This window comes from Corynebacterium jeikeium (assembly GCF_000738175.1).
GTDB lineage: Bacteria > Actinomycetota > Actinomycetes > Mycobacteriales > Mycobacteriaceae > Corynebacterium > Corynebacterium jeikeium_C.
This window is the reverse complement of the sequence record NZ_JFCH01000027.1, coordinates 77,328-103,666: the sequence shown is the minus strand read 5'-3', so window position 1 is coordinate 103,666 and position 26,339 is coordinate 77,328. Positions and strand designations below refer to the sequence as shown.

22 protein-coding genes, 1 tRNA gene and 1 pseudogene are annotated in these 26,339 nt (G+C 62.5%); 20 read left to right on the top strand and 4 right to left on the bottom strand.

The annotated features are described in order from the left end of the window. From JQ46_RS03960 to JQ46_RS03950, 3 genes and pseudogenes are all read left to right on the top strand, one after another. Positions 1-431: pseudogene (locus JQ46_RS03960) on the top strand (hypothetical protein); the annotation flags it as partial. Between the two features lie 15 nt (positions 432-446). Then, positions 447-1,703, top strand: coding sequence for a metallophosphoesterase family protein (locus JQ46_RS03955; protein ID WP_051876238.1), 1,257 nt, complete (start codon positions 447-449; stop codon positions 1,701-1,703). 20 nt (positions 1,704-1,723) lie between these two features. Next, positions 1,724-4,474, top strand: a complete 2,751-nt coding sequence (locus JQ46_RS03950) for an AAA family ATPase (RefSeq protein WP_034985622.1) — start codon at positions 1,724-1,726, stop codon at positions 4,472-4,474. Here JQ46_RS03950 and JQ46_RS03945 read toward each other — a convergent pair. Continuing rightward, on the bottom strand, positions 4,471-4,833 hold the full coding sequence (locus JQ46_RS03945; RefSeq protein ID WP_237744713.1) for a hypothetical protein: 363 nt from the start codon (positions 4,831-4,833) through the stop codon (positions 4,471-4,473). The genes JQ46_RS03950 and JQ46_RS03945 overlap by 4 nt on opposite strands. 83 nt (positions 4,834-4,916) lie before the next feature. On the opposite strand from JQ46_RS03945, the gene JQ46_RS03940 reads away from it, so the two are divergent. Further along, on the top strand, positions 4,917-5,549 hold the full coding sequence (locus JQ46_RS03940) for a hypothetical protein (RefSeq protein WP_034985619.1): 633 nt from the start codon (positions 4,917-4,919) through the stop codon (positions 5,547-5,549). A 32-nt stretch (positions 5,550-5,581) separates the two neighbouring features. Here JQ46_RS03940 and JQ46_RS03935 read toward each other — a convergent pair. Continuing rightward, positions 5,582-5,654: transfer RNA gene (locus JQ46_RS03935), tRNA-Arg, on the bottom strand. A 127-nt stretch (positions 5,655-5,781) separates the two neighbouring features. Here JQ46_RS03935 and argS point away from each other — a divergent pair. From argS to thrB, 5 genes are all read left to right on the top strand, one after another. Continuing rightward, the gene (argS, locus tag JQ46_RS03930) at positions 5,782-7,452 is read left to right on the top strand and encodes an arginine--tRNA ligase (protein WP_034985617.1); all 1,671 of its coding nucleotides are present in this window, start codon (positions 5,782-5,784) and stop codon (positions 7,450-7,452) included. Positions 7,453-7,522: 70 nt separating this feature from the next. Beyond that, positions 7,523-8,935, top strand: a complete 1,413-nt coding sequence (gene lysA, locus JQ46_RS03925) for a diaminopimelate decarboxylase (RefSeq protein WP_034985615.1) — start codon at positions 7,523-7,525, stop codon at positions 8,933-8,935. A gap of 135 nt (positions 8,936-9,070) precedes the next feature. Beyond that, positions 9,071-10,396, top strand: a complete 1,326-nt coding sequence (locus JQ46_RS03920; protein WP_034985613.1) for a homoserine dehydrogenase — start codon at positions 9,071-9,073, stop codon at positions 10,394-10,396. A gap of 56 nt (positions 10,397-10,452) precedes the next feature. Further along, a complete protein-coding gene (thrC, locus tag JQ46_RS03915; RefSeq protein ID WP_034985612.1) occupies positions 10,453-11,526 on the top strand; it encodes a threonine synthase in 1,074 nt (357 codons plus the stop codon). Further along, complete coding sequence (gene thrB / locus JQ46_RS03910; RefSeq protein WP_034985610.1) at positions 11,526-12,452, top strand: homoserine kinase; 927 nt, start codon at positions 11,526-11,528, stop codon at positions 12,450-12,452. The genes thrC and thrB overlap by 1 nt, the downstream gene beginning before the upstream one ends. 23 nt (positions 12,453-12,475) lie before the next feature. On the opposite strand, the gene JQ46_RS03905 is transcribed toward thrB, so the two are convergent. Then, on the bottom strand, positions 12,476-13,156 hold the full coding sequence (locus JQ46_RS03905; protein ID WP_034985607.1) for a DedA family protein: 681 nt from the start codon (positions 13,154-13,156) through the stop codon (positions 12,476-12,478). A gap of 151 nt (positions 13,157-13,307) precedes the next feature. Next, complete coding sequence (locus JQ46_RS03900; RefSeq protein ID WP_034985606.1) at positions 13,308-15,005, bottom strand: long-chain fatty-acid--CoA ligase; 1,698 nt, start codon at positions 15,003-15,005, stop codon at positions 13,308-13,310. A 292-nt stretch (positions 15,006-15,297) separates the two neighbouring features. Here JQ46_RS03900 and rho point away from each other — a divergent pair, with 292 nt between their 5' ends. The 11 genes from rho to atpA all read left to right on the top strand — a co-directional run bounded on the left by rho (position 15,298) and on the right by atpA (position 26,291). Further along, entirely contained in the window at positions 15,298-17,046 is a 1,749-nt protein-coding gene (gene rho, locus JQ46_RS03895; RefSeq protein WP_034985603.1) for a transcription termination factor Rho, read from the top strand. Between the two features lie 3 nt (positions 17,047-17,049). Beyond that, complete coding sequence (gene prfA / locus JQ46_RS03890) at positions 17,050-18,126, top strand: peptide chain release factor 1 (protein WP_034985602.1); 1,077 nt, start codon at positions 17,050-17,052, stop codon at positions 18,124-18,126. 19 nt (positions 18,127-18,145) lie between these two features. Beyond that, entirely contained in the window at positions 18,146-19,111 is a 966-nt protein-coding gene (locus JQ46_RS03885; RefSeq protein ID WP_237744712.1) for a N5-glutamine methyltransferase family protein, read from the top strand. 55 nt (positions 19,112-19,166) lie between these two features. Then, positions 19,167-19,826 carry an L-threonylcarbamoyladenylate synthase gene (locus tag JQ46_RS03880; protein WP_034985601.1) on the top strand — a complete coding sequence of 220 codons (660 nt, stop codon included), beginning with the start codon at positions 19,167-19,169 and terminating at the stop codon, positions 19,824-19,826. After that, complete coding sequence (locus tag JQ46_RS03875) at positions 19,826-20,998, top strand: MraY family glycosyltransferase (RefSeq protein ID WP_034985599.1); 1,173 nt, start codon at positions 19,826-19,828, stop codon at positions 20,996-20,998. Before JQ46_RS03880 ends, JQ46_RS03875 begins: the two co-directional genes overlap by 1 nt. Before the next feature lie 5 nt (positions 20,999-21,003). Continuing rightward, the gene (locus tag JQ46_RS03870) at positions 21,004-21,474 is read left to right on the top strand and encodes a hypothetical protein (RefSeq protein ID WP_049049868.1); all 471 of its coding nucleotides are present in this window, start codon (positions 21,004-21,006) and stop codon (positions 21,472-21,474) included. Between the two features lie 502 nt (positions 21,475-21,976). After that, positions 21,977-22,777, top strand: a complete 801-nt coding sequence (gene atpB / locus JQ46_RS03865) for a F0F1 ATP synthase subunit A (RefSeq protein ID WP_034985596.1) — start codon at positions 21,977-21,979, stop codon at positions 22,775-22,777. Between the two features lie 93 nt (positions 22,778-22,870). Beyond that, positions 22,871-23,113 (top strand): ATP synthase F0 subunit C, encoded by a 243-nt coding sequence (locus JQ46_RS03860; RefSeq protein ID WP_005292984.1) that lies wholly within the window; start codon positions 22,871-22,873, stop codon positions 23,111-23,113. A gap of 69 nt (positions 23,114-23,182) precedes the next feature. Further along, positions 23,183-23,743 (top strand): F0F1 ATP synthase subunit B, encoded by a 561-nt coding sequence (locus JQ46_RS03855; protein ID WP_034985593.1) that lies wholly within the window; start codon positions 23,183-23,185, stop codon positions 23,741-23,743. A 5-nt stretch (positions 23,744-23,748) separates the two neighbouring features. Then, positions 23,749-24,567: a F0F1 ATP synthase subunit delta gene (locus tag JQ46_RS03850; RefSeq protein WP_034985591.1), complete on the top strand. Its 819-nt coding sequence runs from the start codon at positions 23,749-23,751 to the stop codon at positions 24,565-24,567. An 86-nt stretch (positions 24,568-24,653) separates the two neighbouring features. Then, positions 24,654-26,291: a F0F1 ATP synthase subunit alpha gene (atpA, locus tag JQ46_RS03845; protein WP_034985862.1), complete on the top strand. Its 1,638-nt coding sequence runs from the start codon at positions 24,654-24,656 to the stop codon at positions 26,289-26,291. Positions 26,292-26,339: the final 48 nt, after the last annotated feature.

Below are 26,339 nucleotides of genomic sequence, written 5' to 3'. Positions count from 1 at the left end.
AGGAGCTGCTGCGCCCAGTTCAGGGCTGGGGTGGTGGGGGCGTGGGGGCGTCACCAATTAGGCAACAGCAAGCTCCAGACAACGCGGAGAAGCATACCGACCAACCGGAGCAGGTGGATTCGGCCGAGTTCTGGGGGACGGCGGCGGAGCCGGTGAAATGGGAGCCTCTGCAGTGGGAATCGGGCATGGAACAGGGCGATCAAAAGGCTTTGAAAGAAGCCATGCGGTCGGTGACCTGGCATGCGGTGGATCAGCTGAAGGCCATGCATGAGCTGGAGGTTTGCTATGAGACCCTGGAGACGGTCGAACCTTTGTTCTATTATGAAGCTGGCTTGTCTGGAGGGGCTGATAGAACTACAGACGAGACAAGTGGCGAAGTAGACGGCAACGCTAGCGATAACGGCAACACTGACAACAACGGGCAGGGGTAAGGCATGGCACAACCTATGGCAACAACATCGGCGCACCGGGTGCGGATCTTGCACACGTCGGATTGGCAATTGGGGATGAAGCGCCGCTTCTTGAGCAGCGAGGCGCAGTCGCGTTTTGATGAATCGCGGTTGACGGCGGTCGAGGCGCTGTTGGACCTCGCGGAGGAAAGGCAGTGTGATGCCATCGTGGTGGCAGGCGATGTCTTCGACGATAACCTGCTGAAACCAGAGATTTACGGGCGTGCGATGGACGTGCTAAAGCGCACAAAAGTGCCGGTGTTCCTTCTGCCTGGAAACCATGATCCGCTGGACGCGGCCAGCGTGTACCACCGGGAGGAGTTCACCGAACTGGCGAATGTTTATGTGCTTAGGGATTCGGCTCCAGTGGCGGTGCCGAACTCCGGTGGCGCGGGCGCGGCTGGTGTTCCTCTCGAGATTGTGGGTGCCCCGCTGCGGGGGAAGAACGCGGACGAGGACCTGGTGGCGGCCGCGCTGAGAGATTTGGAGCCGGTGCAGGGAGCGGGTGTGCGCGTGCTGGTGGGGCACGGGGCAGTAGGCTCCTTCGGCGACAAGGATGATCTAGACCGCATCGACGTAGACAACGCAGCCCGGGCGTGCCGCGAGCGGAAGGTGGACTACGTGGCGCTGGGTGACACGCACTCGACAATGCCGCTGGACGCGGACGCATCACGGGCGCGGGTGTGGTACTCAGGCGCACAGGAGGTCACGGCCTTCGTTGAACCAGACGGGGGTGGCGAAGCGAACTCCGGAAACGTGCTGATGGTGGACATCGCGGTGGATCCGGCGCGACCAGCACAACAGGCGGACGTTCAGGTAGAGGAGGTTCCGGTCGGGCGCTGGGCATTCAAGGCGCTGAACGCGACGGTGAACTCGGCGGCGGATATCGACGAGTTCCTGGAGCGGCTAGAGGGAATCGACGCAAAGCGCACCACCGTGGTGAAGTACGCGCTGGAGGGAACGCTGTCCGTCCACGATGCCGCTTACCTGGACGAGCGGATCACGAAGATCGCGCCGACCTTCGCTGCTTTATACGCGCGCGAGCGGCTAATGAAGCTGCATGTTATTCCCGACGAGGACGAGCTTTCCGAGGGGCTGCTCAGTCAAGGTTTTGTCGGCGAGGCGGTGGAAGAACTGCAGCAGCTGGCGAATTCCGATAGCAAGGATCCGCAACGGGTAGAGCGGGCACAGCAGGCGCAGGATGCGCTGCGACTGCTCGTGCGCTTGGCACACCAGGCGGAGAAGGCTAACTAGGGGAGAGGGACGGCAAGGAAATGACATCTTCTACCAAGGCATCGCCAAAAGCCAGCTTCGTGCTGGAGAACTTGGATGTGCGCAACTTCGCGGGCATTGAGTCCGCGCACTTTGCCCCAAGCGCCACGGGTGTGACCGTCGTTCACGGCAGCAACGAGGCCGGAAAATCCAGCCTGATGAACGCCTTTGGCCTGCTGCTTTCGGATTGGAAAGTCTCGACGACCTCCAAGAAAGTCAGTGGCTTTTTCCCCGTGGGCAGCGGCACCAAGCCAAAGATCACCGCCCGTATGCAGTTGGGCGAGAACCTGGTGGAGTACACCAAGGACTTCGAGAAAAAGAAGGTGCTCCTAGATGTGCTGCGCCCCTCCGTGCGCAACTACACCGGCGACCAGGCAATGGAGAAGTTCAGCGAGCTGCTGAACGAGAGCATCGACTCCGCCCTGCGCGAGGCACTCTTCGTCAGCCAAGGACAGCGCCTGGACGCACTCGACTTCACGGCCATCCCCTCCCTGTCCTCGGCCCTGCGCACCGCCGGTGATGACGCCACAGTGAGCGCCGCCAGTGGTATCAGCGAAAATGACCAGGGCGCCGCGGAGCTGCTAGTCCGCCTGATCGACGACGAGGACAAGAAGCTGCGGGACCGCCGAGCCAACAGAAATTCCAAGGGAGAGCTGGCCGCCGCCGAGGCAGATTTGGCGAGTGCGCAGGAAGCCCTAGCGACCGCCAAGCTTGAGTACAACAATGCGCAGGCAGCGATCCGCGAAATCGAATCCAAACAGATTCAGCGCGCCGATGCCGAAGACGATCTACCGGATGCGCAGAAAGAGTTCGACGAATGCGCCGAGCGGTTAGAGGCTGCGAAGAAGATCGCGGAGGCCTTAAGCGCCCTGGAAAACGAGCTGGAACTGAAACAGGACCAGGTCGGGCGATGGCAAGAGGCATCCGAGGCGCGGGAGAAGCAGAAGCTAGCGCAGGGGGAGCTAGAACAGTCGCTCAAAACAGCGACGGAGGAGCTACGTGGCGTCCAGAAAAGGGCAGAGGAACAACAGGCCGAGCGCGACGAGGCGAAGAGAGCCTTCGATAGTGCCCACGCCGCGTACGTGCGTGCGGATAAGCGTGCCAAGCTGGCCACCGCGCTAAAGAACGCGGCGGACATCCAGGGGCGGCTGGAGTCCGCGACGGAGGAGCGGGATAGCGCGGTGAAGCTGGACGCGAAGGTAGCGGAGCTGGCTCAAAAGGTGGATCGCAACCCGGCCACGCCGCAGGCGGAACAGAGGATCCGTGAGGCGATGACGGACCTGGACGCGCAGATAAAGATCCGCGATGCGGGCGCGACTTCCGTGCATATCGCAGGGCCGGCCGACAGCACCATCGTGGACAACGGAGTGGAGGCCACCCTGGGGGAGAGCGGCCTGGAAAAGAAGGTCACCACCGAATGGACCGTTGGCCTGGGTGAATACGAGGTGCGCGTCACCCCGGCGCAGGATTCCAGCAACCTCGACCTGAACGTCGACGAGGCGCTGCAGAAAGTCAATGCGGAACTATCGGCGGTCGGGCGCGAGCATATTGCGCTCGAGGATCCGCGCGCGGAAGTCCTTGAAGAGTTTGGGCGTGCCGTTCGGGCACGGAACGAGGACGAGGAAACCCTGCGTGACCAGCGTGCGAGCCTCAAGGCCATCCTCGGCAAGCGAACGCTTTCCGACCTGAACGGTCAGGTGGAAAACCTCACCGCCGAGGTCGAGAAGCTACTGGAAACCAGTAGCTCCCTGCGTAGTGACGCCAACGTGGAAGCCGGCGAAAACATCGACGAAGCAGAAGAAGGTGCCGCGCTGGAGGCAGCCACCCGAGCCCGTGACGAAGCCAACGGACGGTTGCTTTCCCTACAGAACAGCGACGCGATCGAGCGGAAGATCCAGTACGAAGCGAAGGTGGAAAACCTGCAACAGCAGCTGGATGCGGCAGCGAAGGATCTGGAAGCAGCCCGCGAGCGATACTCCGACGAAGAACTGAACGCGAAGCGTACCCAGGCAGCACAGGCCGTGGATGCGGCACGCGAAAAGCTCGATTCCAAGAGGCAGGAAGTAGGCGAGCTCGGCGACGTGGCGGACGTGCAGGCGAGCTTCGAGGGGGCTCGGAGCCGGGTAAACATGCTGAACCAGCAGGTACAGGAATGCCGCGTGGACATTGCCGCCTTGAACGCCAAGCTCGGGCAGGCTCGCGGTTCCGCAGAAACCAAGGTGCAGGCGGAGGCGGAAGTCAAACGCTTGGAGGGCGTGGTGGCTAGGCTGCGCAGGCAGGCGGATGCCGCGGAGCTACTGCATCAAGTGGTTCAGGAATCGCGGAAGCGGATGCAGGAAAAGTACTCCGAGCCGTATCGCAAGGCCCTGAACAAGCTCTCCGGGATTGTCTTTGGCAGCGATGTTGATCTGGACGTCGATGAGAAGTTCCAGGTTTCGAGCCGCGCTATCGGCAACGTGCGGTTGGACAAGGAGCAGCTCTCCGGCGGTGCGCAGGAGCAGGTGGAGATTCTGCAGTTGCTTGCCATCGCCCGCCTGGTGGGGCACGACGGCAGCGGGGTGCCGATATTCCTGGACGACGTGCTGGGATTCAGCGATACCGACCGGGCCAAGAGCATGAACAAGGTGCTTGGCGCCTTGGGGCGGGATAATCAGATAATCGTCCTGACCTGCGACAAGGATAGGTTCTCCCGGATCCCGGGCGTGGATTTCCAGAGTATCGACAGCCTAAAGAAAGCCGGAGCTAGTTCCTAGTAGTCGCTGTACTCGTCGTAGTAGTCATACTGCGCGTCGTCATAACCGTCGAGGTATCCCTCGTAGTAAGAATCATCCGGCGCGGGTGCAGGCTCGGCCGGGCGGGCGGCCATCATCTTGTTGGCACACGTCGACGTCCACCCCGACGTTCCGTCGGTAAAGAAAGTTGTGCCGGTCTCGTGCATCGAGGGATCCCCGCAAGAGGCGATCGTCTTATTCATGACGGATGGGTTCGCCTGCCCCGGCGCCTCAGTGTGGCCAATGACCACCTCGCCGGTGGTGTTCGTCTGCTGCTGCGAACCGCCCGGGGTAGGTGCCGGGGACTTAGCCTCTGAGTCCTTTGAGACCTTTGAGGGCAATAAGAATTGCTTTAAGAATACCCAGCGAGTGCCCCAAAGCGACGTTATTATCGCCACAGAAGAGAACACTTAGGAGTGCTCCCATGAAGTCCCACTCAAAGCCTCGCTCAAAGTCCCATTCGCTAGCAGTAAAGATCGCTGCAGTAATCACCTCAGCCGCCCTACTGGGGTCGTGCAGCCTCATTGCTTCCGAAGATTCGGATCAGGCCGAAAACTCGGCACAGTCCGTGACCGAAGGAATGCAGCGGGTTGAGGAAGGGCGAATCTCCCTCGAAGTTCCAGCAGATTGGGAAGAGACCGAGGACTTCAAACCAACGGAGAATGGTTTCACCACGTCTTGGTCTAACGCGGACAAAGAGGCCGATAAAGAGCCAACGGACGTGATTCGTCTGAGCTCTGACCAGGGGCAAGGGCCTACGGCAACCGCCACGATGGGGTACTTCGAAGTGAACGCCCAGTTCCGAACCACCCACGGAAGAGACTTCGAACTAGGCGAGTCCCGCGACCTGGATATCGAAAACGCCGACGAGGCCAAGCTGACCACTTGGACGACGAACGAAAAGTCCGGCAAGACTCTGCACGGCGCGTGGGTGTTCGTCTCCGCAGGAAGCGGTGGAGCCGCTGGAGTTGAGATCTTGGCGCTCACCCTGTCCGAGGAAGAGATCGAGGCGATCATCGACTCGGTAGAGTTCGATCCGAGGAAATCGGAGGAATAAGAACACCCCGAGTGCCCCTGGCTTGAAAAGAGTGCCCTCGGCGAGATTCGAACTCACGACCCCTGGTACCGGAAACCAGTGCTCTATCCCCTGAGCTACGAAGGCGCGTATCGGCGGTTCACTTTGTGTTCACGTCAATACGGGTTGAAAGTCTAGCACTGCACCGGGGCAGTAGTTCAATCACCTCCGCCACTGCGTGAGGTGTCCGACCTCACTGCTAGTGTTTAATGCTGTGACTCCTGCTGAATTGTCTGAACTGATTACTGAAACTGCCCGCACGACCCTGGATGCCCACGGTCTGGATTCCTCCGTGGTGCCGGAGAGCGCCACCGTGGAGCGCCCGCGCAACCCGGAGCACGGCGACTACGCAACGAACATCGCCATGCAGGTGGCCAAGAAGGCCGGCACGAACCCGCGCGAGTTCGGCACCTGGCTGGCGGAATCCCTCGGTGCGCACGAGGGCATCGACGAAGCCACTGTCGCAGGGCCGGGCTTCATCAACATCCGCCTGGCCGCCGCTGCGCAGGGCAAGATCGTCGAGGACATCCTTGCCGCCGGCGCAGACTTCGGCCGCGGCGACGAGCTCGCTGGCTCGGCCATCAACTTGGAGTTCGTCTCCGCCAACCCGACTGGCCCGATCCACTTGGGCGGTACCCGCTGGGCGGCCGTGGGCGACTCCCTGGGGTGCGTGCTTACCGCCCGCGGCGCGAAGGTCACCCGCGAGTACTACTTCAACGACCACGGCGCGCAGATCGACCGCTTTGCCCGCTCCCTGGTGGCCGCCGCGAAGGGCGATCCCACTCCGGACGACGGCTACGGCGGCGATTACATCCAGGACATCGCCTCCCAGATCGTGGAGGCCAACCCGGATTGGCAGCAGCTCGGCGCGGACGAGGCACAGGAACTGTTCCGATCCCAGGGCGTGGAGCTGATGTTCGCTCACATCAAGCGCACCCTCGCGGAGTTCGGCACGGAGTTCGACGTGTACTTCCACGAGAACTCCCTGTTCGAGTCCGGTGCGGTGGAGGCTGCGATCCAGAAGATCAAGGACAACGGCAACCTCTATGAAGCCGACGGTGCATGGTGGCTGCGCTCCACCAACTTCGGCGACGATAAGGACCGTGTGGTCATCAAGTCTGACGGCAACGCGGCATACATCGCTGGTGATATTGCCTATGTGGCCGACAAGTTCGATCGTGGCCACAACCTGTGCATTTACATGCTGGGTGCCGATCACCACGGTTACATCGCTCGCCTACGTGCGGCGGCTGCCGCCATGGGTTACGACCCGCAGCAGGTGGAGGTGCTCATCGGTCAGCTGGTGAACCTGGTCAAGGACGGCAAGGCCGTGCGCATGTCGAAGCGCGCCGGCACCGTCATCACCCTGGATGACCTGGTGGAGGCCATCGGCGTGGACGCTGCCCGTTACGCGATGATCCGCAGCTCTGTGGACTCCTCCCTGGATATCGACATGGACCTGTGGGCTTCGAAGTCCAACGACAACCCGGTGTTCTACGTCCAGTACGCGCACGCCCGCCTGTGCTCTCTGGCGCGCAAGGCCGCGGACCTGGGCGTTACTCGCGAGGGCGCCGACCTTTCCCTGCTGACCCACGACCGCGAAGGCGACCTGATCCGCACCCTCGGCGAGTTCCCAGCCGTGGTGAAGACCGCCGCCGAGCTGCGCGAACCGCACCGTGTGGCTCGCTACGCCGAGTCCCTGGCCGGCACTTTCCACCGTTTCTACGATGCCTGCCAGATCCTGCCTAAGCCGAGCGACGACGAGCAGACTGTGGCCGAGAACCAGGCCCTGTTCGCCGCCCGTCTGTCCCTGGCCGCGGCTTCCCGTCAGACCCTGGCCAATGCGCTCGAGCTGTTGGGTGTGTCCGCCCCGGAGCGCATGTAGTTGTTGTTTTTCTTTGTGACGCCACCACCTCCCGCCCCCTGCCGATAATTCACTCACCTAGGAGATTCCCTTGGATCCGGAGACTCACCTGAACTCCACGCCGTTGCGCCGTCGCACGGCCAGCACCGCGGAGTTCAACGCGATTCCCGCGCACGTCTACCCGCTGACCCTTCGTCGCGAAACGGCAGGGGAGCACCGGGGTGAGGTCACCATCGGTGGCGTGCCGATCACCGAGATCGCCGAGACGTTTGGCACGCCGGCGTTCGTGATGGACGAGGAAGACTTCCGCACCCGCTGCCGCCGCCTGGCGAAGGCTTTCGGTGGCGGGCACTTCGTGCACTACGCTTCCAAGGCGTTCCTGTCGAAGACGGTCGCCCGCTGGGTGATGGAAGAGGGGCTATCCCTGGACGTTGCCTCCCTCGGCGAGCTGCAGGTCGCCCTGGCGGCGGGCTTCCCCGCCGAGCGCATAACCGTGCACGGCAACAACAAGTCCCCGGAGTTTTTGCGCCTGGCAGTCTCCGAGGGTGCGGAGTTGATCGTCGTGGACTCGCTGCAGGAGATCGAGGCGCTGTCCACGGTCGCCGGCGAGCTGGGGAGGTCCCAGGATGTGCTGGTGCGTGTGACCCCTGGCGTGCACGTCGATACCCACGAGTTCATCGCCACTAGCCACGAGGATCAGAAGTTCGGATTCTCCCTGGCCTCCGGGGCGGCCCATCATGCGGCCATGGCGTGCCACGCTGCTGATGGCGTGCGCCTGCGCGGCTTGCACTGTCACGTCGGCTCCCAGGTGTTCGAGGCCTCCGGCTTCGCCCTGGCCGCCGAGCGCCTGCTGGGTCTGTGGAAGCAGCTGTTGGATTCCACAGCGACGCTTTCGGACGCCCCTACGTCGCTGGATACCCTCGATCTCGGTGGTGGCTACGGTATCGCCTACATGCCGGATCAGGAGGCTCTGGACGTGGAAGAGGTGGCGTCCGAACTCAAGAGCAAGGTGCGCAAGGCAGCAGAGGCGGCCGGCGTGCCCGAGCCGAAGCTCAACGTCGAGCCGGGCCGAGCGATTGCCGGACCGTCGATGATCACGCTCTACCGGGTGGGCACGGTGAAGGACGTCGAGGTGGCCGAAGGCATGACCCGCCGCTACATCTCCGTCGACGGCGGCATGAGCGACAACATCCGCCCCGCCCTATACCAGGCGGAATACGATTGCCGCGTGGCCAACCGCGAGGTCGACGGAGAATTGCTGCCGACCCGCATCGTGGGCTCCCACTGCGAGTCGGGCGACGTGCTGGTCAATGACGCGCTGGTGCCGGAGGACGTTCGCCCCGGAGACCTATTGATGATCGGCGCTACGGGTGCGTACTGCTACGCGATGGCCTCTCGGTACAACATGATGACCCGACCCCCGGTGGTGCGAGTGGCCGACGGCGAGGCGCGGTTGATGATTCGCCGCGAAACCATCGACGACGTGCTGGCTTTGGAGGAGTAACCTCCTGGATACAGGGCAAAATAGGGGTAATGGACAGCTTTGTCTAGTCGCACGGTAGATTGGTGCGATAACCTAAGAAAAAATTACCAACTTTCCTCTCATTGAGACCTTACAAAGGAGCGACAAAGGAGCGACATGACCGAGCAGAAGTTTAAGCCAGGCAAGGGAATCGGCCAGACCGTAGGTGTGGCTCTGCTGGGCATGGGTACCGTTGGTGCAGAAGTGCTGCGGCTGCTGGAGGAGCGCAGTGATGAATTCGCAGCCCGCATCGGTGGCCCGCTGGAGGTCCGGGGTATTGCCGTCAGCAATTTGTCCAAGCCCCGCCCGGGTGTGGATCCGGAGAAGCTGACCGACGACGCGCTGTCTCTGGTGGCCCGCGACGACATTGACCTGGTCATCGAGGTCATCGGCGGCATCGAGTACCCGCGCGAGGTCGTGCTGGCGGCGCTGCGCGCCGGCAAGTCCGTCGTCACCGCCAACAAGGCTCTCATCGCCGCTCACGCTGACGAGCTGGCTGCCGCTGCCGACGAGTCCGGCGTGGATTTGTTCTTCGAGGCGGCCGTTGCCGCCGCCATCCCGGTTGTTGGACCGCTGCGCCGCTCCCTTGCCGGCGACAAGGTCAACCAGGTGATGGGCATTGTCAACGGCACCACTAACTTCATTCTCGACGCAATGTACACCCGGGGTGCCAGCTACGACGAGATGCTGGCAGAGGCCACCGAGTTGGGTTACGCGGAGGCCGACCCGTCCGCCGACGTTGACGGCTTTGACGCCGCCAGCAAGGCCGCCATCCTGGCCTCCCTGGCATTCCACACCCGCGTGTCCGGCGAGGACGTGCATACCGAAGGCATCCGCGACATCACCGTCGCCGACATCGAAGCGGCCAAGGCCGCAAACTCCACCATCAAGTTGCTGGCTATCTGTGAGCGTCTGGTGGATGAGGAAGGTAAGGAATCTGTGTCTGCAAGCGTGTACCCGGCGCTGATCCCCAGCAGCCACCCACTTTCCAGCGTCTCTGAGTCCTACAACGCAGTCTTCGTCGAGGCGGAGTCCGCCGGTCGCCTGATGTTCTACGGCAACGGCGCCGGTGGCGGCCCGACCGCCTCCGCCGTGCTGGGTGACGTCGTGGCCGTGGCGCGCAACATTGTGCTCGGTGGCCGCGGACCAGGGGAGTCCACCTACGCCTCCCTGCCCATCGCCAACTTTGGTGACGTGCGTACCCGCTACCACGTGGACATGCAGGTGGATGATCGCCTGGGCGTGCTGGCTGAGGTGGCCTCCGTGTTCTCTGAGCAGGGTGTGTCGCTGAAGACCGTGCGTCAAGAAGGGCTGAACGACGGTGCGCGCCTCGTCGTCATCACCCACAGCGCGAAGGAAAAGAACCTGGAAGAGACCGTGGCGAAGCTCAAGGAGCTCGACGCTGTCAAGGCGATTGACTCCGTCATCCGCATGGAAGGCTAAACTCTAAGAGCGCTTTAAGCCAAGACCGACAACTGGGAAGAAACGACAGGGAAGCTATGACGAACAAGGTTCTGAACCACTGGACCGGCCTGATCAACATGTACCGCGATCGGATGCCGTTCGCGAAGGACTGGGAGCCGGTGACCCTCAACGAGGGCGGCACCCCGCTGCTGCGCGCGAACTACCTGTCGAAACTCACCGGCTGTGAGGTCTACCTCAAGATCGAAGGTGCCAACCCCACCGGTTCCTTCAAGGATCGCGGTATGACCGTGGCCGTCACGGACGCTTACCACAAGGGCCAGAAGGTCCTGATGTGCGCCTCGACCGGCAACACTTCAGCCTCCGCGGCGGCCTACGCCGCCCGCGCCGGTCTGAAGTCCGCCGTGCTGATCCCAGAAGGCAAGATCGCCCAGGGCAAGCTCGCGCAGGCAGTAATGCACGGCGCGCAGATCATCCAGGTACGCGGCAACTTCGACGACTGCCTCGAGCTGGTCCGCAAGACCACCACCGAGTTCCCGGAGATCGCCCTGGTCAACTCCGTGAACCCGATGCGCATCGAGGGGCAGAAGACCGCCGCGTTCGAGATTGTGGATTGCCTTGGTGACGCCCCCGATGTTCACTTCCTGCCAGTCGGCAACGCGGGCAACATCACGGCGTATTGGAAGGGCTACTCCGAGTACGCGGAGGACGGCGTTTCCACCCAGCGCCCCGTGATGAAGGGCGTGCAGGCAGCCGGAGCTGCCCCGCTGGTCAAGGGCGAGCCTGTGCTGGAGCCGGAGACGATCGCCACCGCGATCCGCATTGGTAACCCGGCTTCCTGGCAGCAGGCCGTTGCAGCCAAGGAGGAGTCGGGTGGCGACTTCCGCGCGCAGACCGACGAGCAGATTCTGGAGGCCTACCGCACCATCGCTGGCCGCGAGGGCATCTTCGTCGAGCCGGCCTCTGCATCTTCCGTTGCAGGTCTGCTGGACGCTCACGCCAACGGCGAACTGACCGCCGGACAGCGCATCGTGTGTACCGTCACCGGCCACGGCCTGAAGGATCCGACGACCGCCCTGTCCCAGATGCCGGAGCCCACCGTCACCGACGTGGACCCGTACGCCGTTGCAGACAAGCTGGGGTTGAAGTAATGGGCGTCGAGATCCCCGTTGGCCGCAAGGCCACCGTCAAGGTTCCCGCATCGACCGCGAACCTGGGACCTGGCTTCGATACCCTCGGCCTGGCGCTGGGGCTGTACGACTATGTGACTGCCGAGGTCATTGAGTCCGGCCTGGAGGTCGAGGTCACCGGTGAAGGCGAGGGCGAGGTTCCGCTGGACGAGCGCCACCTGGTGGTGCGTGCTCTGCGCGCAACGCTGAAGGAAGCCGACGTGACGGTTCCGGGGTTGCGTGTCAGCTGCACGAACTCCATCCCGCAGTCCCGTGGCCTGGGATCTTCGGCCGCCGCGGCGACGGCAGGCGTGGCCGCGGGCAACGGCCTGGCAGGGTTCACGCTGGACGACCAGGCACAGGTGCAGATCGCCTCTACCTTTGAGGGGCACCCCGACAACGCGGGCGCTTCCGTGCTGGGCGCGGGCGTGGTCTCGTGGACGAACACGCCCATCGACGGAGTATCCGCACCGGCCTACCACGCCCGTCGCATCGACGTGCACCCGGACATCAAGGCCACCGCGTTCATCCCGGACTTCCACGCATCGACGGAGGCGATCCGTCGCGTGCTGCCGTCGGACATTAGCCACGTGGATGCCCGCTTCAACGTATCCCGCACGGCAGTCATGACCGTCGCGCTGCGCGACGATCCGGATCTGCTGTGGGAGGGCACCCGCGACCGCATGCACCAGACCTACCGGGCCGAGGTTCTGCCGGTGACCGCCGAGTGGGTGAACCGCCTGCGCAACCTGGGTTACCCGGCGTTCCTTTCGGGCGCGGGCCCGACGATCCTGGTGCTGAGCACCGAGCCGGTGGACAACGCACTGGTGGAAGAGGCTCGCGGTCGCGGAATGAAGGTCCTGGAGCTGGACATCGCCGGTCCGGTTGAGGTGGACGTCACCGGGTAAGGCCGGAAACCAATCCTGGGAGACTATTCTTCAATAGTGGCCGGGGCGGGAGATTGTTTCCTCTCGCTCCGGGCTTTCTGTATTAACCCGAATAGCATCGGGACAATCGAGAAGGCGACAATTCCGAGGAAGATGGCGTCGATATTGTTGCGCACGAACTCCACTCCGCCGAATAGCGACCCCAGGTAGACGATGCCGCTGGCCCACAGCACACCACCAAGCACGTTGAAAAGAATGAACGTGTGATAGCGCATGCCGGACATCCCAGCTACTAGTGGGGCATAGGTGCGCACGAAGGGCACGAAGCGGCACAGGATGATCGTGATCGCACCGTATTTCTCAAAGAACGCCTCAGAACGGTGCAGATGCTCCTGCTTAAAGAAACGCCCGTCCTTCCGGTTGCGCAGCGCGGGGTGGAAGCGGTGGCCAATCCAGTAGCCCACCTGGTCGCCCAGGATCGCTGCGATCGGGGTGATTAGCAATACCTGCCACAGGGGTGCGAAGCCATCGGGCTGGCTGGCCAGTAGACCAGCGGTGAAGAGCAGGGAGTCGCCGGGCAGGAAAGGGAAGAACAGCCCGGATTCGATGAAGATGATCGCAAAAATGGCGGGCAGGATCGCCGCGCCGAAAGGTCCGGAGCCCGAAAGCAAATACATCGGGTCGAACCACTGCGGCCCGAGGGCCAGCACAGTTACATCGGTCATGCAGGAAAACGCTACTCTACTTTTTCCCGCAATAGTTGGAATCGTTCCTGTTAAATTCTGGTGAATTTACCCCGACGACCCAGGGGGTGTGCCCCCTTACCCGGTCCAGTTCGCCCCAGCCTACCCCTCAGCAGGCACCCGGGTGCGCCCCTTAGATCGTGATGATCTCGAACTTCCCCTCGCGGAAGTACTGGCGCAGGTCCTTCTTGTCGAACTTATCCACGCTGGTCTTATCGATGTGATCCACGAAGGTCCAGTTCTCGGGCACCATCCAGCCGGGCACGCGCTTGCGTAGATCGTCGGCCAACTCCTGCGCGGTTTCCGCAGTCCAGGGGGTGCCTTCGGCAACCACTACCACCGCGAGCGGACGCTGCCCCCACTTCTCCGATGGAATGCCGATCACCGCCGCCTCGATCACCGCTGTGGGTTCCAGCAGGTAGTTCTCCAGCGCTGCAGAATAGATCCATTCGCCGCCCGAGCGGATGATGTCGGCCTTGCGATCGTGGATTGTCAGGTAGCCGTCCTTGTTTACGGTGGCGATGTCGCCGGTGCGCAGCCAGCCATCCTCGGTAAAGCGCGGGCTGTCGTCCTTATAGTACGAGGCTGTCACCGTGTTGCCGCGTACCTGCAGCTCGCCTTCGTTGCGGTCGTTGGCTTCCAGCACATTGTCGTGGTCGTCGACGATGCGGTAGCGCATGCCCGCGTGAAAGCGCCCTTGGCTTTCGCGGTACTTAGCGCGGGCAGCGCCGGCCACGCCTGCGGGTGGGTGGGCGACGGTGCCCACCGGTCCGGTCTCCGTCATGCCCCAGGAGTGGATGATGTCCACGCCGAAGCGCTCCTCCCAGGCATCGATCATGGCGGGGGAAACCTGCGAGCCGCCGACGTAGATTTCCTGCAGGCTCATCTTCTTCGGGTGCTTCTTGGCGTAGTGCACCAGCAGACCCGTCCACACAGCTGGCGATCCGTGGGCCTGGCGCGGCATGGCGTCTGCGATCACGTGCGCCAGGTGTTCTGGGGTGGCGCTGCGGCCGGTGAACACGATCGGCGCGCCGGCCATAAACGCGGCCAGTGGCACGCCCCAGCTGAGGACGTGATAGATCGGCACGCAGCACAGGAAGCTGGTGCCGTTGCGGATGCTGAAGCTATCGGCGGCGCGCAGCTGCATGGAGTGCAGCCACAGCGCACGGTGGGAGTAGACTACGCCCTTCGGTGGGCCTTCTGTGCCGGTGGAAAAGCAGATGGCCGCCGGGTCGGTTTCTTCCATGTCCGGCCAATCGAAGTCGGCACTGCGCCCGTCGAGTGCGGCCTCCAGGTTCAATACGCGCAGGTGGCTCAAGCCCGGTTTGCCCTGTTCGCCTTGTTCGCCCTGTTCACCCTGTGCTGTGACGAGCCGTTGCACCGCCTCGGTGTCCGCAAGGTTCGGGCCGATCACCAGCACCGCCTCCACACACGGGCAGTCGGCTAGTAGCGGGACGATCTGTTCGCTGCAGGTCGGGTCGAGTACCAGCACTTTCGGCGCCGCTTTGTTGATGATGTGTGTGATCTGGGCGTCCATGAGGTGCCGGTTGATGGGGTTAAACACCGCGCCCATCGACGCCACGGAGAGCAGTACCTCCAGGTGCTCGGCGCAGTTCGGCAGGACAGTGCCCACGCGGTCACCGCGTTCGATGCCGAATTCGTCGCGCAGCATGTTGGCCATAGCGGCTGCGCGGATGCCGATGTGCAGGAAGCTGGTTTGCTCCGCGGTCTCGTCAAAATACGTGGTCACCGTGGTGTTTCGGTGAACGCTGGCCCCGTATTCAAGGATCCTCGCTACGGATAGTGGGATCTCCTGCATCGTCGACTTCATGCATTTCAGCCTAGCCGTTAGGTACTCGCGGTGTGGGAGGTGCTATGGTTAGCTACGGAAGCCGGATGTGAGGCTCGTTTCTTTTTCTCTTTCTTTCTTTTTACGACGCCACCCCGCGCTACACCCGCCGCCAGTCGCATCGTGGGACGTTAAGGCGGCAATCTTTCTGGAAGATTCCCGCAATCTTTGGGTTAAATTAAAAACTGTTGTCGAATACGCATGTCTGGCCAACCCTGGGGCTTCGCAGGCTTTTTGAAGGGTCGATGAAGAAGCCAGACGTGAAAGGACTTTTGTGAGCCTGTCCGATATTTTGGCTCGTGGCCAAGCCAATGGCCTCGCCTCGTTGAAATTGCCGGAGCTGCGACAGATTGCAGCGGCACAGGGGCTGAAAGGCACCTCTGGTCTTCGCAAAGGCGAGCTGATCGCCGTTATCGAATCCGGTGTTGCATCGAGTGGCGGTGGAGCGCCCCGGAAGCCTCAGCCTGCCGAAGAGACTGCACCGAAGGAGCCGAAGGAGCCGACGGAAAAGTCGGTCGCGGAGGCGCGGGAGGGGCGTCACCAAGAAAAGCGCCAAGAAGAAACCGCAGATAGCTCCGAGCAGAACGGTGGCAACCGCGGTGAAGAGCGCCACGAAGATCGCGAGAAGAACCGCCACGATAACGAGCGCGGCGATAACAATCGAGACGACAATAACCGCGGCAACCGTCGCAACCGTCGCAATCGCCGCAACCGCCGTAACCGTGGCCGCGACAATAATCGTGACAGCAACCGCGATAACAACCGCAACAACGGCGGCAACAACGGTGATGGCAATAACGGCGGCGGCAACGGTGGTAACAATGGCGGTAACAACAACCGCGACCCGAAGCCGGAAGAGCTGACACCCGTCGCGGGCATTCTCGACTTCGTGGACGCGAACACCGCGTTCATCCGCACCACCGGCTACCACGCGGGCCCGACGGACGTGTACGTGCCTATCAACACGGTACGGAAGTACGGCATGCGCCACGGCGACGCGATCGTTGGCACCATCCGCCCGAAGAACAACAACAATAACGGCGGCGGACGCGGACGGAACCGCCAGAAGTACACGCCGATCTACCAGGTAGAGACCGTTAACGGCCTGACCCCGGAGCAGGCGGCAGCGCGCCCGCACTTTGCGAAGCTGACCCCGCTGTACCCGAACCAGCGCCTACGCCTGGAGACCGACCCGAAGACGCTGACCACCCGCGTGATCGACCTGATCATGCCGATCGGCAAGGGCCAGCGCGCGCTGATCGTTTCCCCGCCGAAGGCCGGTAAGACGACCATCCTGCAGGACATCGCCAACGCGATCTCCACGAACAACCCAGAGTGCTACCTGATGGTCGTGCTGGTGGACGAGCGCCCGGAGGAAGTGACGGACATGCAGCGCTCCGTGAAGGGCGAAGTCATCGCCTCCACGTTCGACCGCCCGCCGGGGGAGCACACCAACGTCGCCGAGCTGGCCGTCGAGCGCGCAAAGCGTCTGGTGGAGCAGGGCAAGGACGTTGTTCTGCTGCTGGATTCCATCACCCGCCTGGGTCGCGCGTACAACAACTCCTCGCCGGCCTCTGGTCGCATCCTGTCCGGTGGTGTGGATTCCAATGCTTTGTACCCGCCGAAGCGCTTCTTGGGCGCTGCCCGCAATATCGAAAACGGCGGCTCACTGACGATCATCGCCACCGCGATGGTGGAGACCGGCTCGGCCGGCGACACGGTGATCTTCGAGGAATTCAAGGGCACCGGCAACGCGGAGTTGAAGCTGGACCGCAAGATCTCCGAGCGCCGTGTGTTCCCGGCTGTGGACGTGAACCCGTCGGGTACCCGCAAGGACGAGCTGCTGCTCAGCCCGGAGGAGGCGCGCATTATGCACAAGCTGCGCCGCATCCTGTCCGCCCTGGATTCGCAGGCGGCCATCGACCTGCTGATCAAGCAGCTGCGTAAGACCAAGACCAACCGGGAGTTCATGCTGCAGGTTGCCAGCTCCGCGCCCCTGGCAGGCGAGGACGAGGAGGATTAAACCATGAGCCAATCACCGTCAGTCATCGACGACATCCTGGCCGAGTACCAGGGCCTGGAAATGCAGCTGAGCGATCCCGAGCTGCACAACGACCCGGCCGCCGCCCGCAAGGTCGGCAAGCGCTTTTCCGAGCTGCAGCCGATTATCCAGACGCACCAGAAGCTCGAGCAGGCCCGCGAGGACCACGAGGCAGCGTCGGAGATGGCATCCGAGGACAAGGAATTCGCCGAGGAAGCCAAGCGCCTGGAAGAGGAGATCGGCGAGCTGGAGGAGCAGCTGACCGACCTGCTGGCTCCTCGCGACCCGCACGACGGCGACGACATCGTCATGGAGATCAAGTCTGGCGCCGGCGGCGAGGAAGCCGCGCTGTTCGCCGGCGAACTGGCGCGCATGTACCAGCGCTACGCTGAACGCCACGGCTTTAGCACCGAGATCCTGGGTCTGAACGAGACCGACCTGGGTGGTGTGAAGGATATGACTCTGTCCATTCGCTCCAAGCAGCCCTCCCGCGATGGCGCGTGGTCGGAGTTCAAGTTCGAAGGTGGCGTGCACCGCGTGCAGCGCATCCCCGTCACCGAGTCGCAGGGCCGCATTCAGACCTCCGCAGCGGGCGTATTGGTGTACCCGGAACCCGATGAAGTCGAGGATGTGCACATCGACGACAAGGACATCCGTGTGGACGTCTACCGTTCTTCCGGTAAGGGCGGCCAGGGTGTGAACACCACGGACTCCGCCGTGCGCATTACTCACCTGCCAACCAACATTGTGGTGACCTGTCAGAAGGAGCGCTCCCAGATCCAGAACCGCGCTCGCGCGATGCAGGTTCTGGCTGCACGCCTGCAGCAGATGAAGGAAGAGGAAGCCGAGGCAGAGGCAGCCGAGGGTCGCGCAGCGCAGATCCGCACCATGGATCGTTCCGAGCGCATCCGCACCTACAACTTCCCCGAGTCCCGCGTCTCCGACCACCGCATCGGCTACAAGGCCAACAACCTGGATGCTGTCCTGGACGGCGACCTGGAGGCGCTGCTCGCGGCGCTAAAGGAAGCCGACCGCGCACGTCGCCTAGAGGCGGAAGACTAGTCTTTCCGTCGCCTCGGCGGTGGCAGAGCAGCAGAACGGTGGGACGTTGAATATCAACCAGGCGATCCGGGAGGCCACCGCACAGTTGAGCGCGGCGGGCATCGATTCTGCTGCAGTCGACGCGCGCCTGCTGATGCGCTACCTGCTCGCTGACCCCGGCACTGGCTCAGCTGCTCCCGGAACCGGTGCTGACACCGCCGCTCTTGCCGCGCCCCGCGCCGCCGTCGATCCCGGCACTCTCTTTATGCGCGCCGACGATCCCGCCCCCAGCGCCTATGCCGACTGGGTGGCCCGCCGCGCCGCGCGCGAACCCCTGCAGCACATCGTCGGCTCCGCTCCCTTCTGCGGCCTGGACCTCTTCGTGGATCCCGGCTGCTTCGTCCCGCGCCCCGAAACCGAGCTGCTCGCCGACTGGGCCGCGCGCTTCCTCAATGGCCGCCCCGCGCCGCACGTGGTCGATCTTTGCTGCGGACCCGGCACGTTGGGGCTCGGGGTTTCTTTTCTTTATGACGCCCCCATCTCCCTGACCGGAATCGAAATCTCTCGTGACGCACTGCGCCTGGCCGAGAGGAATGCCCGACTTGTTCCGCAGGTCAAAGCCACTTTCGTTCAGGCGGATCTGGCTGTCGACGATCCCGCGGAGTTGCCAGCGACGGCGGGCGTTTCCCCCGAGGCTTTCACGCCCGCGGACGTGGTGGTGTGCAACCCTCCGTACGTGCCGGAATCCGCGGAGGTTTCCCCCGAGGTGGCAGCCGACCCGCACGCAGCCGTGTTCTCCGGGGACGACGGGCTGGAGCTCATGCCACGGGTACTGCAGTGGGCTGAGGCGCTGGGGCGCGCAGGTGGTGGCGTCGGAATAGAACACGACGACTCCAACGGCGCGCAGGTAGCGGCGATGATGCAGCAACACGGCTGGCGAGAGATCACCCAACACCACGACCTGGCTGGCCGGCCGCGCTTCGTCACCGCCCTGCTACCGCAGTAGTACCGGCGATGGGGTTAAGGTAGAGCACGTAATAAATGAGCAAGAAAGGGCCGCAATGTCGAGAACCGTAGACGCAACCGATCCGCAGAACCGCGAGGCCGCGCTAGACGCCGCGGCGAATGCGGTGAAGGGCGGACGGCTGGTTGTGCTGCCGACCGACACGGTCTACGGCATCGGCTGCGATGCCTTCGACAATGAGGCAGTGTCCGCCCTGCTGCGTGCCAAGGGGCGTGGCCCCGACATGCCCGTTCCCGTGCTGGTTCCCAGCTGGACGACCATCCAAGGGCTCGTGCGCGAGTACACCTACAACATGCGTAAGCTCGTCGAGGCATTCTGGCCGGGTGGCCTGTCGATGGTCGTCCACCAGGCGCCCAGTTTGCCGTGGAACCTGGGGGATACCCGCGGCACCGTGATGCTGCGCATGCCCAACCAGCCCATTGCGTTGGAGCTCTTGGAGCGCACCGGCCCGATGGCCGTTTCCAGCGCCAATATCTCCGGCCAGCCGCCGGCGACGAATGTGCAGATGGCCGAGGACCAGCTGGGTGCGGACGTGACGACCTACATCGACGGTGGGGAAGCGCACCACGGCGTGGCCTCCACCATCGTTGACCTTTCCTCCGGCCGCCCGCGCATCCTGCGCGAGGGCGCGGCCACCACCGAGCGCGTGGCCGAGGTTCTGGGAATGAGCAGTGCGGAGCTGCGGGGAGACGTCTAATGACAGTCCTTGCCCAGCCGGCTATCGGCGCAGGTATTCCCCTGCGCGAGTTGGTGTTGGTGCTGCTCGCCGCCTGCGCGGTGACGTATCTGGTGACGGGCGTGGTGCGCTCGGTGATCTTGCGCTACGGGCGGATGGCTGCCCCGCGCGAGCGCGACGTGCACCAGGTTCCGATGCCCCGGCTGGGCGGGGTAGCGATGTTTACGGGGCTGGTCGTGGCCGTAGTGGTGGCCAACCAGCTGCCCGCGTTGACGCGCGGGTTCCCGCCGGTAACACCCGATATGACGGCGGTGCTGATGGCCGCCTTCGTGATTGTTGTCGTCGGGGTGGTGGACGACCTCTACGACATCTCCTGGGTGCTGAAGCTCGGCGGGCAGGTAGTGGGTGCCGTGGTGATGAGCCTGATGGGCTTGAGCTGGTACTTGTTCTACCTGCCTTTCGGGGACGGGACTACGCTGATCCTGGACCAGGTCCAGTCCACGATCCTGACGGCGCTGCTGACCGTCACGATCGTGAACGCCATGAACTTCGTCGACGGCTTGGATGGTCTGGCCGCGGGGTTGGGGGCGATCGCCGCCGGGACGATCCTGATCTACTCGCTGACAATCCTGCATGACCAGGGCGGCACCGTGGCGGCCTACCCGCCGGCGATCATCTCTGCGGCGCTGGTGGGAATCTGCATGGGTTTCCTGCCTCACAACTTTTCGCCCGCGCGCATCTTCATGGGGGATAGCGGCGCGATGCTGATCGGCCTGTTGCTGTCCGCGGCCTGCACGTCGGCATCCGGGCGCATCAACGCGGCGCTGTACGGGCCGGCGGATATGGTGGCTCTGCTCTCGCCGATGATTGTGGTTCTGGCGGCCCTGTCCATTCCGCTGCTGGACCTGGTGATGGCGGTTGTGCGCCGCGTGTCCCAGGGCAAGAGTCCGTTCTCGCCAGATAAGAAGCACCTGCACCACCGACTGCTGCACATTGGCCACAGTCAGAAGCGCGTGGTTCTGGTTTTGTACACCTGGGTTGGGGTAGTGGCCTTCGGTGCGGTGGGGCTGACCGTGTTGCCTCTGCACGTGATGGCAATTTCCTTTAGTTTGCTGGTGATCGTTGCCATCGTGGCGACGGTGGTGCCGCTGTGGCGGGAGAATCGGAAGTCGAACACGGCTCAGGTAAGCTAATCGCCATGACTGAGGCGACTGAGAACAACGGTGCTGCGGGCGCTAAAGAGCTGCCCGAGCTGAACGACGTATCCCAAGCCAGCGACCACGTCGGCCCGCTGAAGGCTGCCATGCGTTCCGGAGCGCTGGCGCTGGTGGTGCTGGGTGCGCTTTCCCTGTTGGTGTGGGGTCTTATCAGCGGCACCGAGGGGCTGTGGGGAGCAGGTATTGGGTGGCTGGTCGGCGGCGGATTTATGCTGCTGACGGTAGTGATCGTGCTGTTTAGTTCCAACACTTCGCCCTCGATGACGATGGGCTTGATCCTGGGCAGCTGGCTGGTTAAGGCGGCGGTGCTGCTGGGCATTCTGTTCTTCCTGAAGGACAAGACTTTCTACGACACCGCAGCGCTGGCCGTAACCGTGATCTTGAGCATGGTCGCCGTACTGGCCATCGAGACGCTGGCAGTTACTCGCACCCAGAAGCTTTACATCAGCTAGCGAGGCTAACGGCATCTAGTGCTAGTGCCCGAATCCACGCCCCGGTTTGCATAGCCAATGCAGGCCGGGGCTCTTTGTTTGTTGTGGCGCTACGGGTGGCACTGCTTGCGCGCAGAGAGATGACGCCCTCACGCGGAGAGGCGACAACTGTCAGTAGCGAGCTGGGGTAAGTGCAGCGGGGAGGGAAGCGGAGGTAGGCCTAAACACATACAAATGATTCTGGAACCAAAAACGTTGAAAACCACGACCAAGTGGGGGGGACCGCAACGTGTTTCACTTAGCGATTCGCGAGATAAAGCTGATATTGTTCTATCGGGCCATTTATTGGCACACGTATGTGTGAACAGTAGATACGGCACCGGCTGATTATGTAGGGACGTGCGACGGAGTCCCTCAGCGTCGGCCTAACTCTTCGAAAAGAGACCTCCATCGCACCGCAGTGATTCTGTGCAATCTTGCGGCCCAATCACGGGAGAGAACGCTGAGCGTAACAACCTTGGCCATGAAGGGCGAGTTTCACGTACCTTCATTGGAACACGAATTCTTCCCGGGGCAAGTGGATAGCAACCAGCTGTGGTTCAGTGAGTTTGCTGGTGGAGCCTTCGCGCTCGACCGCCTCATGGTCATCCGTATTGTGATGATTCTTCTGGTTTCCGCATTCTTCTTCTTTGCAATGCGGAAGCCGAAGCTGATTCCGAGCGGCGTGCAGAACGTTGCTGAGTACTTCTTGGACTTCGTTCGGATTCACATCGCGGAGGATATCTTGGGCAAGAAGGAGGGGCGCCGGTTCCTGCCGATCATCGCCGCTATCTTCTTCACTGTTCTTGCCGTCAACATGTCGACGATCATTCCGTTCATGAACATTTCAGCCAGCGCTCGAGTGGGTCTGCCACTGGTGCTGGCTGTTGTCGCGTATATCGCATTCATCTACGCGGGTGTGAAGCGCTATGGCTTCGGCAAGTACATCAAGTCCTCGCTGATCATTCCTGGTTTGCCCTCTTGGCTCCACTTTATCGTGGCGCCGATTGAGGCATTCTCCACATTCGTCCTCCGTCCGGTAACGCTGACGATTCGTCTTATGGCGAATATGTTGGCTGGACACATCATCCTCGTCATGCTGTTCAGTGCCACGAACTTCTTCTTCTGGCAGATGAGCGGTTGGACTGTGGCTGCTGGCGGCACGATCCTCTTCGCGATCGCCTTCACCCTGTTCGAGCTCATGGTGATCTTCCTGCAGGCATACATCTTCTCCCTGCTGACCGCCGTGTACATCGAGCTGTCCCTCCACGCAGACGAGCACTAATTCGCCCCTTTTTAAGTACTCAAATGACCAAGCCGGACAACGACAAAAGAAAAGCTGCAACCGGCTGGTTCTCAGAAAGGTAATGGAAACCAAATGAACGACATCTTCCTCATCGCGCAGGACACCACCACCAAGTTCCAGGGCTTCGGCACCATCGGCTACGGCCTGGCTGCTATCGGCTCCGCTATCGGTGTGGGTAACGTTGCAGGTAAGACCGCTGAGGCAATGGCTCGCCAGCCCGAGATGGCCGGCCAGCTGCGCACCACCATGTTCCTGGGTATCGCTTTCGCCGAGGCACTGGCTCTGATCGGCTTCGTCGCCGGCTTCCTGTTCTAATTTCAGTGCGATTGGCCGCTCGTTAAGAGCACTTTCTAACCACCGCACCAGAATCGAAAGCTGGAGACTATGACGAACACCTTTTTGTTAGCAGCTGAGAAGCTGCCGATGGAGGAGTCGGTAAACCCGCTGCTTCCTCCGCTGTACGACATCGTCTGGTCCATCATTCCTTTTGCAGTCATCCTGTTTGTCTTCTGGAAGTTCGTGCTTCCGAAGTTCCAGGAAGTGCTGAATCAGCGCGAGGACCAGATCGAGGGCGGCATTCGGCGCGCCGAGTCCGCTCAGGCAGAGGCTAAGGCTGCCTTGGAGAAGTACAACGCTCAGCTTGCTGAGGCACGCACTGAGGCTGCGCAGATTCGTGATGACGCCCGTTCTCAGGGGCAGAAGATCATCGCGGACATGAAGGCTCAGGCAACCGAAGAGTCCAACCGTATCGTCGAGTCGGGCCACAAGCAGCTCGAGGCACAGCGTTCCGCCGTTGTCACCGACCTGCGCAAGGAGATGGGTGAAAACTCCATCAACTTGGCTGAGCGCCTGTTGGGCGAGCAGCTGTCGGACGACGTGAAGCGCTCGGGCACCATCGATAACTTCCTCGCCGGACTGGACAACGTCGGCGCATCCGGGAAGTGATCGGTATGCACGCAGCGAGCCGAGAGGCAATTGAGCGCCTCGAGCAGACCCTGGATCAGGGTCTTAACGAGACCTCCGACAAAGTGGGCACCGGTGTAACCACCGGCACCGAGCTGTTCGACGTTGTCGAGCTGCTCGACAGTGACCGCGGCCTGCGTGTCGCGCTGATCGACCCGGCGAGGGATGCCAACACCCGCGTGGAACTGGCCAAGAGCCTGTTCGGCGGCAAGGTATCTGCCTCGACGGAAGAAATCGTGTCTGCTGCTGTATCCCAGTCGTGGTCCAACACTCGCGACCTGCGCGACGGACTGGTGAAGCTGGGCCGCCTGGCCCTGCTGCGCGCCGCCGACGCTCAAGGTCAGCAGGACCGCGTTGAAGACGAACTGTTCCAGCTGGCTCGCATCATCGAACGTGAGCCGGAGCTGGAGCTGAAGCTGGCCGACCGCGCCGCATCCCCGGATGCTCGCCGCGACCTGCTGGCAAAGGTCCTGTATGGCAAGGTCACTTCCACGACCGAGGCACTGGCGCTGCAGGCAATTGGCCGTTTGCGCCAGCGTCCAGTCGAGGAACTTGACTCGTTGGTTGACGAGGTAGCTGCACTGGAGGGGCGCACCGTAGCGCGTGTCCGTGCCGCAGCTGCCCTGGGTGAACAGCAGAAGTCGACTCTGTCGGACAAGCTGGAAAAGATTTACGGTCGCAAGATTGCGGTCCACTCCGAGGTTGATACCAGCCTCCTCGGCGGTGCCGTGATCCGCGTCGGACACGAAATTATCGACGGCAGCACTGCAGGTAACCTGCGGCGCCTCCGCGCGTCGATCGCTTAGGGCGTCATAAAAAGGCGCCCCAAGGAACCGACAAAGACCAAGCAAGAAAATAGATGCTGGAAGACGAAACCGAGAGCAGGAAGAACATGGCGGAGCTGACGATCTCCTCCGATGAGATCCGTAGCGCGATTGCGAACTACACCTCGAGCTACTCCCCGGAGGCCTCCCGTGAGGAGGTCGGCGTGGTCACGGCGGCTGCAGACGGTATTGCCCAGGTAAGCGGCATGCCCTCTGTGATGGCTAACGAGCTACTCGAGTTCCCAGGCGGCGTGATTGGCGTCGCACAGAACCTCGACACCGACAGCGTCGGCGTCGTGATCCTGGGTAACTTCGAGACCCTCAAGGAGGGCGACGAGGTCAAGAGGACCGGCGAGGTCCTGTCCATTCCGGTTGGGGAGAAGTTCCTCGGCCGCGTTATCAACCCACTGGGTCAGGCCATCGACGGCCTGGGCGACATCGAGTCCGAGGAAGAACGTGCCCTCGAGCTCCAGGCGCCCTCCGTTCTGATGCGTCAGCCCGTCGAGGAGCCGATGCAGACCGGCATCAAGGCTATCGACGCAATGACCCCGATTGGCCGTGGTCAGCGTCAGCTGATCATTGGCGACCGCAAGACCGGTAAGACCTCGGTCTGCATCGATACCATCCTGAACCAGCGCGACAACTGGGCAACCGGCGACCCGAAGCAGCAGGTTCGCTGCATCTACGTTGCGGTTGGTCAGAAGGGTTCCACGATCGCTTCGATCCGTAAGACCCTGGAAGATCACGGCGCGCTGGAGTACACCACCATCGTGGCAGCACCGGCATCCGACTCCGCCGGCTTCAAGTGGCTGGCACCGTTCACCGGCGCCGCACTGGGCCAGCACTGGATGTACCAGGGCAAGCACGTCCTGGTTATCTACGATGATCTGACCAAGCAGGCTGAGGCTTACCGTGCGATCTCCCTGCTGCTGCGTCGTCCGCCGGGCCGCGAGGCTTACCCCGGTGACGTCTTCTACCTGCACTCCCGTCTGCTGGAGCGCGCAGCGAAGCTGAACGACGAGCTGGGCGGCGGTTCCCTGACGGCACTGCCGATCATTGAGACCAAGGCAAACGACGTATCTGCCTTCATTCCGACCAACGTTATTTCCATTACCGACGGTCAGGTATTCCTGGAGTCCGATCTGTTCAACCAGGGTGTCCGACCGGCTATCAACGTTGGTGTGTCCGTCTCCCGTGTTGGTGGTGCCGCACAGACCAAGGGCATGAAGAAGGTGTCCGGCTCCCTGCGTCTGGACCTGGCCGCATACCGCGACCTGGAGGCATTCGCTGCCTTCGCATCCGACCTGGACCCGGCTTCCAAGGCACAGCTGGAGCGCGGTAAGCGCCTGGTCGAGCTGCTGAAGCAGAAGGAGACCGAGCCGCAGTCCGTCGAGGACCAGATGGTTTCCATCTACCTGGCAGGCGAGGGCGAGTTCGACGACGTTCCGGTTGAGGACGTTCGCCGCTTCGAGTCCGAGCTGCTGGAGAACCTGCACGCTTCCCACGGTGGCGTGTTCGAGCAGATCAAGGGTGGCACCCCGTTCAGCGACGAGTCCAAGGCCGAGCTGGCTGGCGCAGTCCAGGACTTCAAGCAGGGCTTCCAGACCACCGACGGCACCCCCGTCATCAACGAGCCGGAAGCTCGCCCGCTTGGCGACGACGAGGTCACCAAGTCTCAGATCACTGTCTCCCGCAAAACCCAGTAGGCGCGGAAGGTAAGTGAGCACAGTGACCACCAAGACCATTAATGAAAC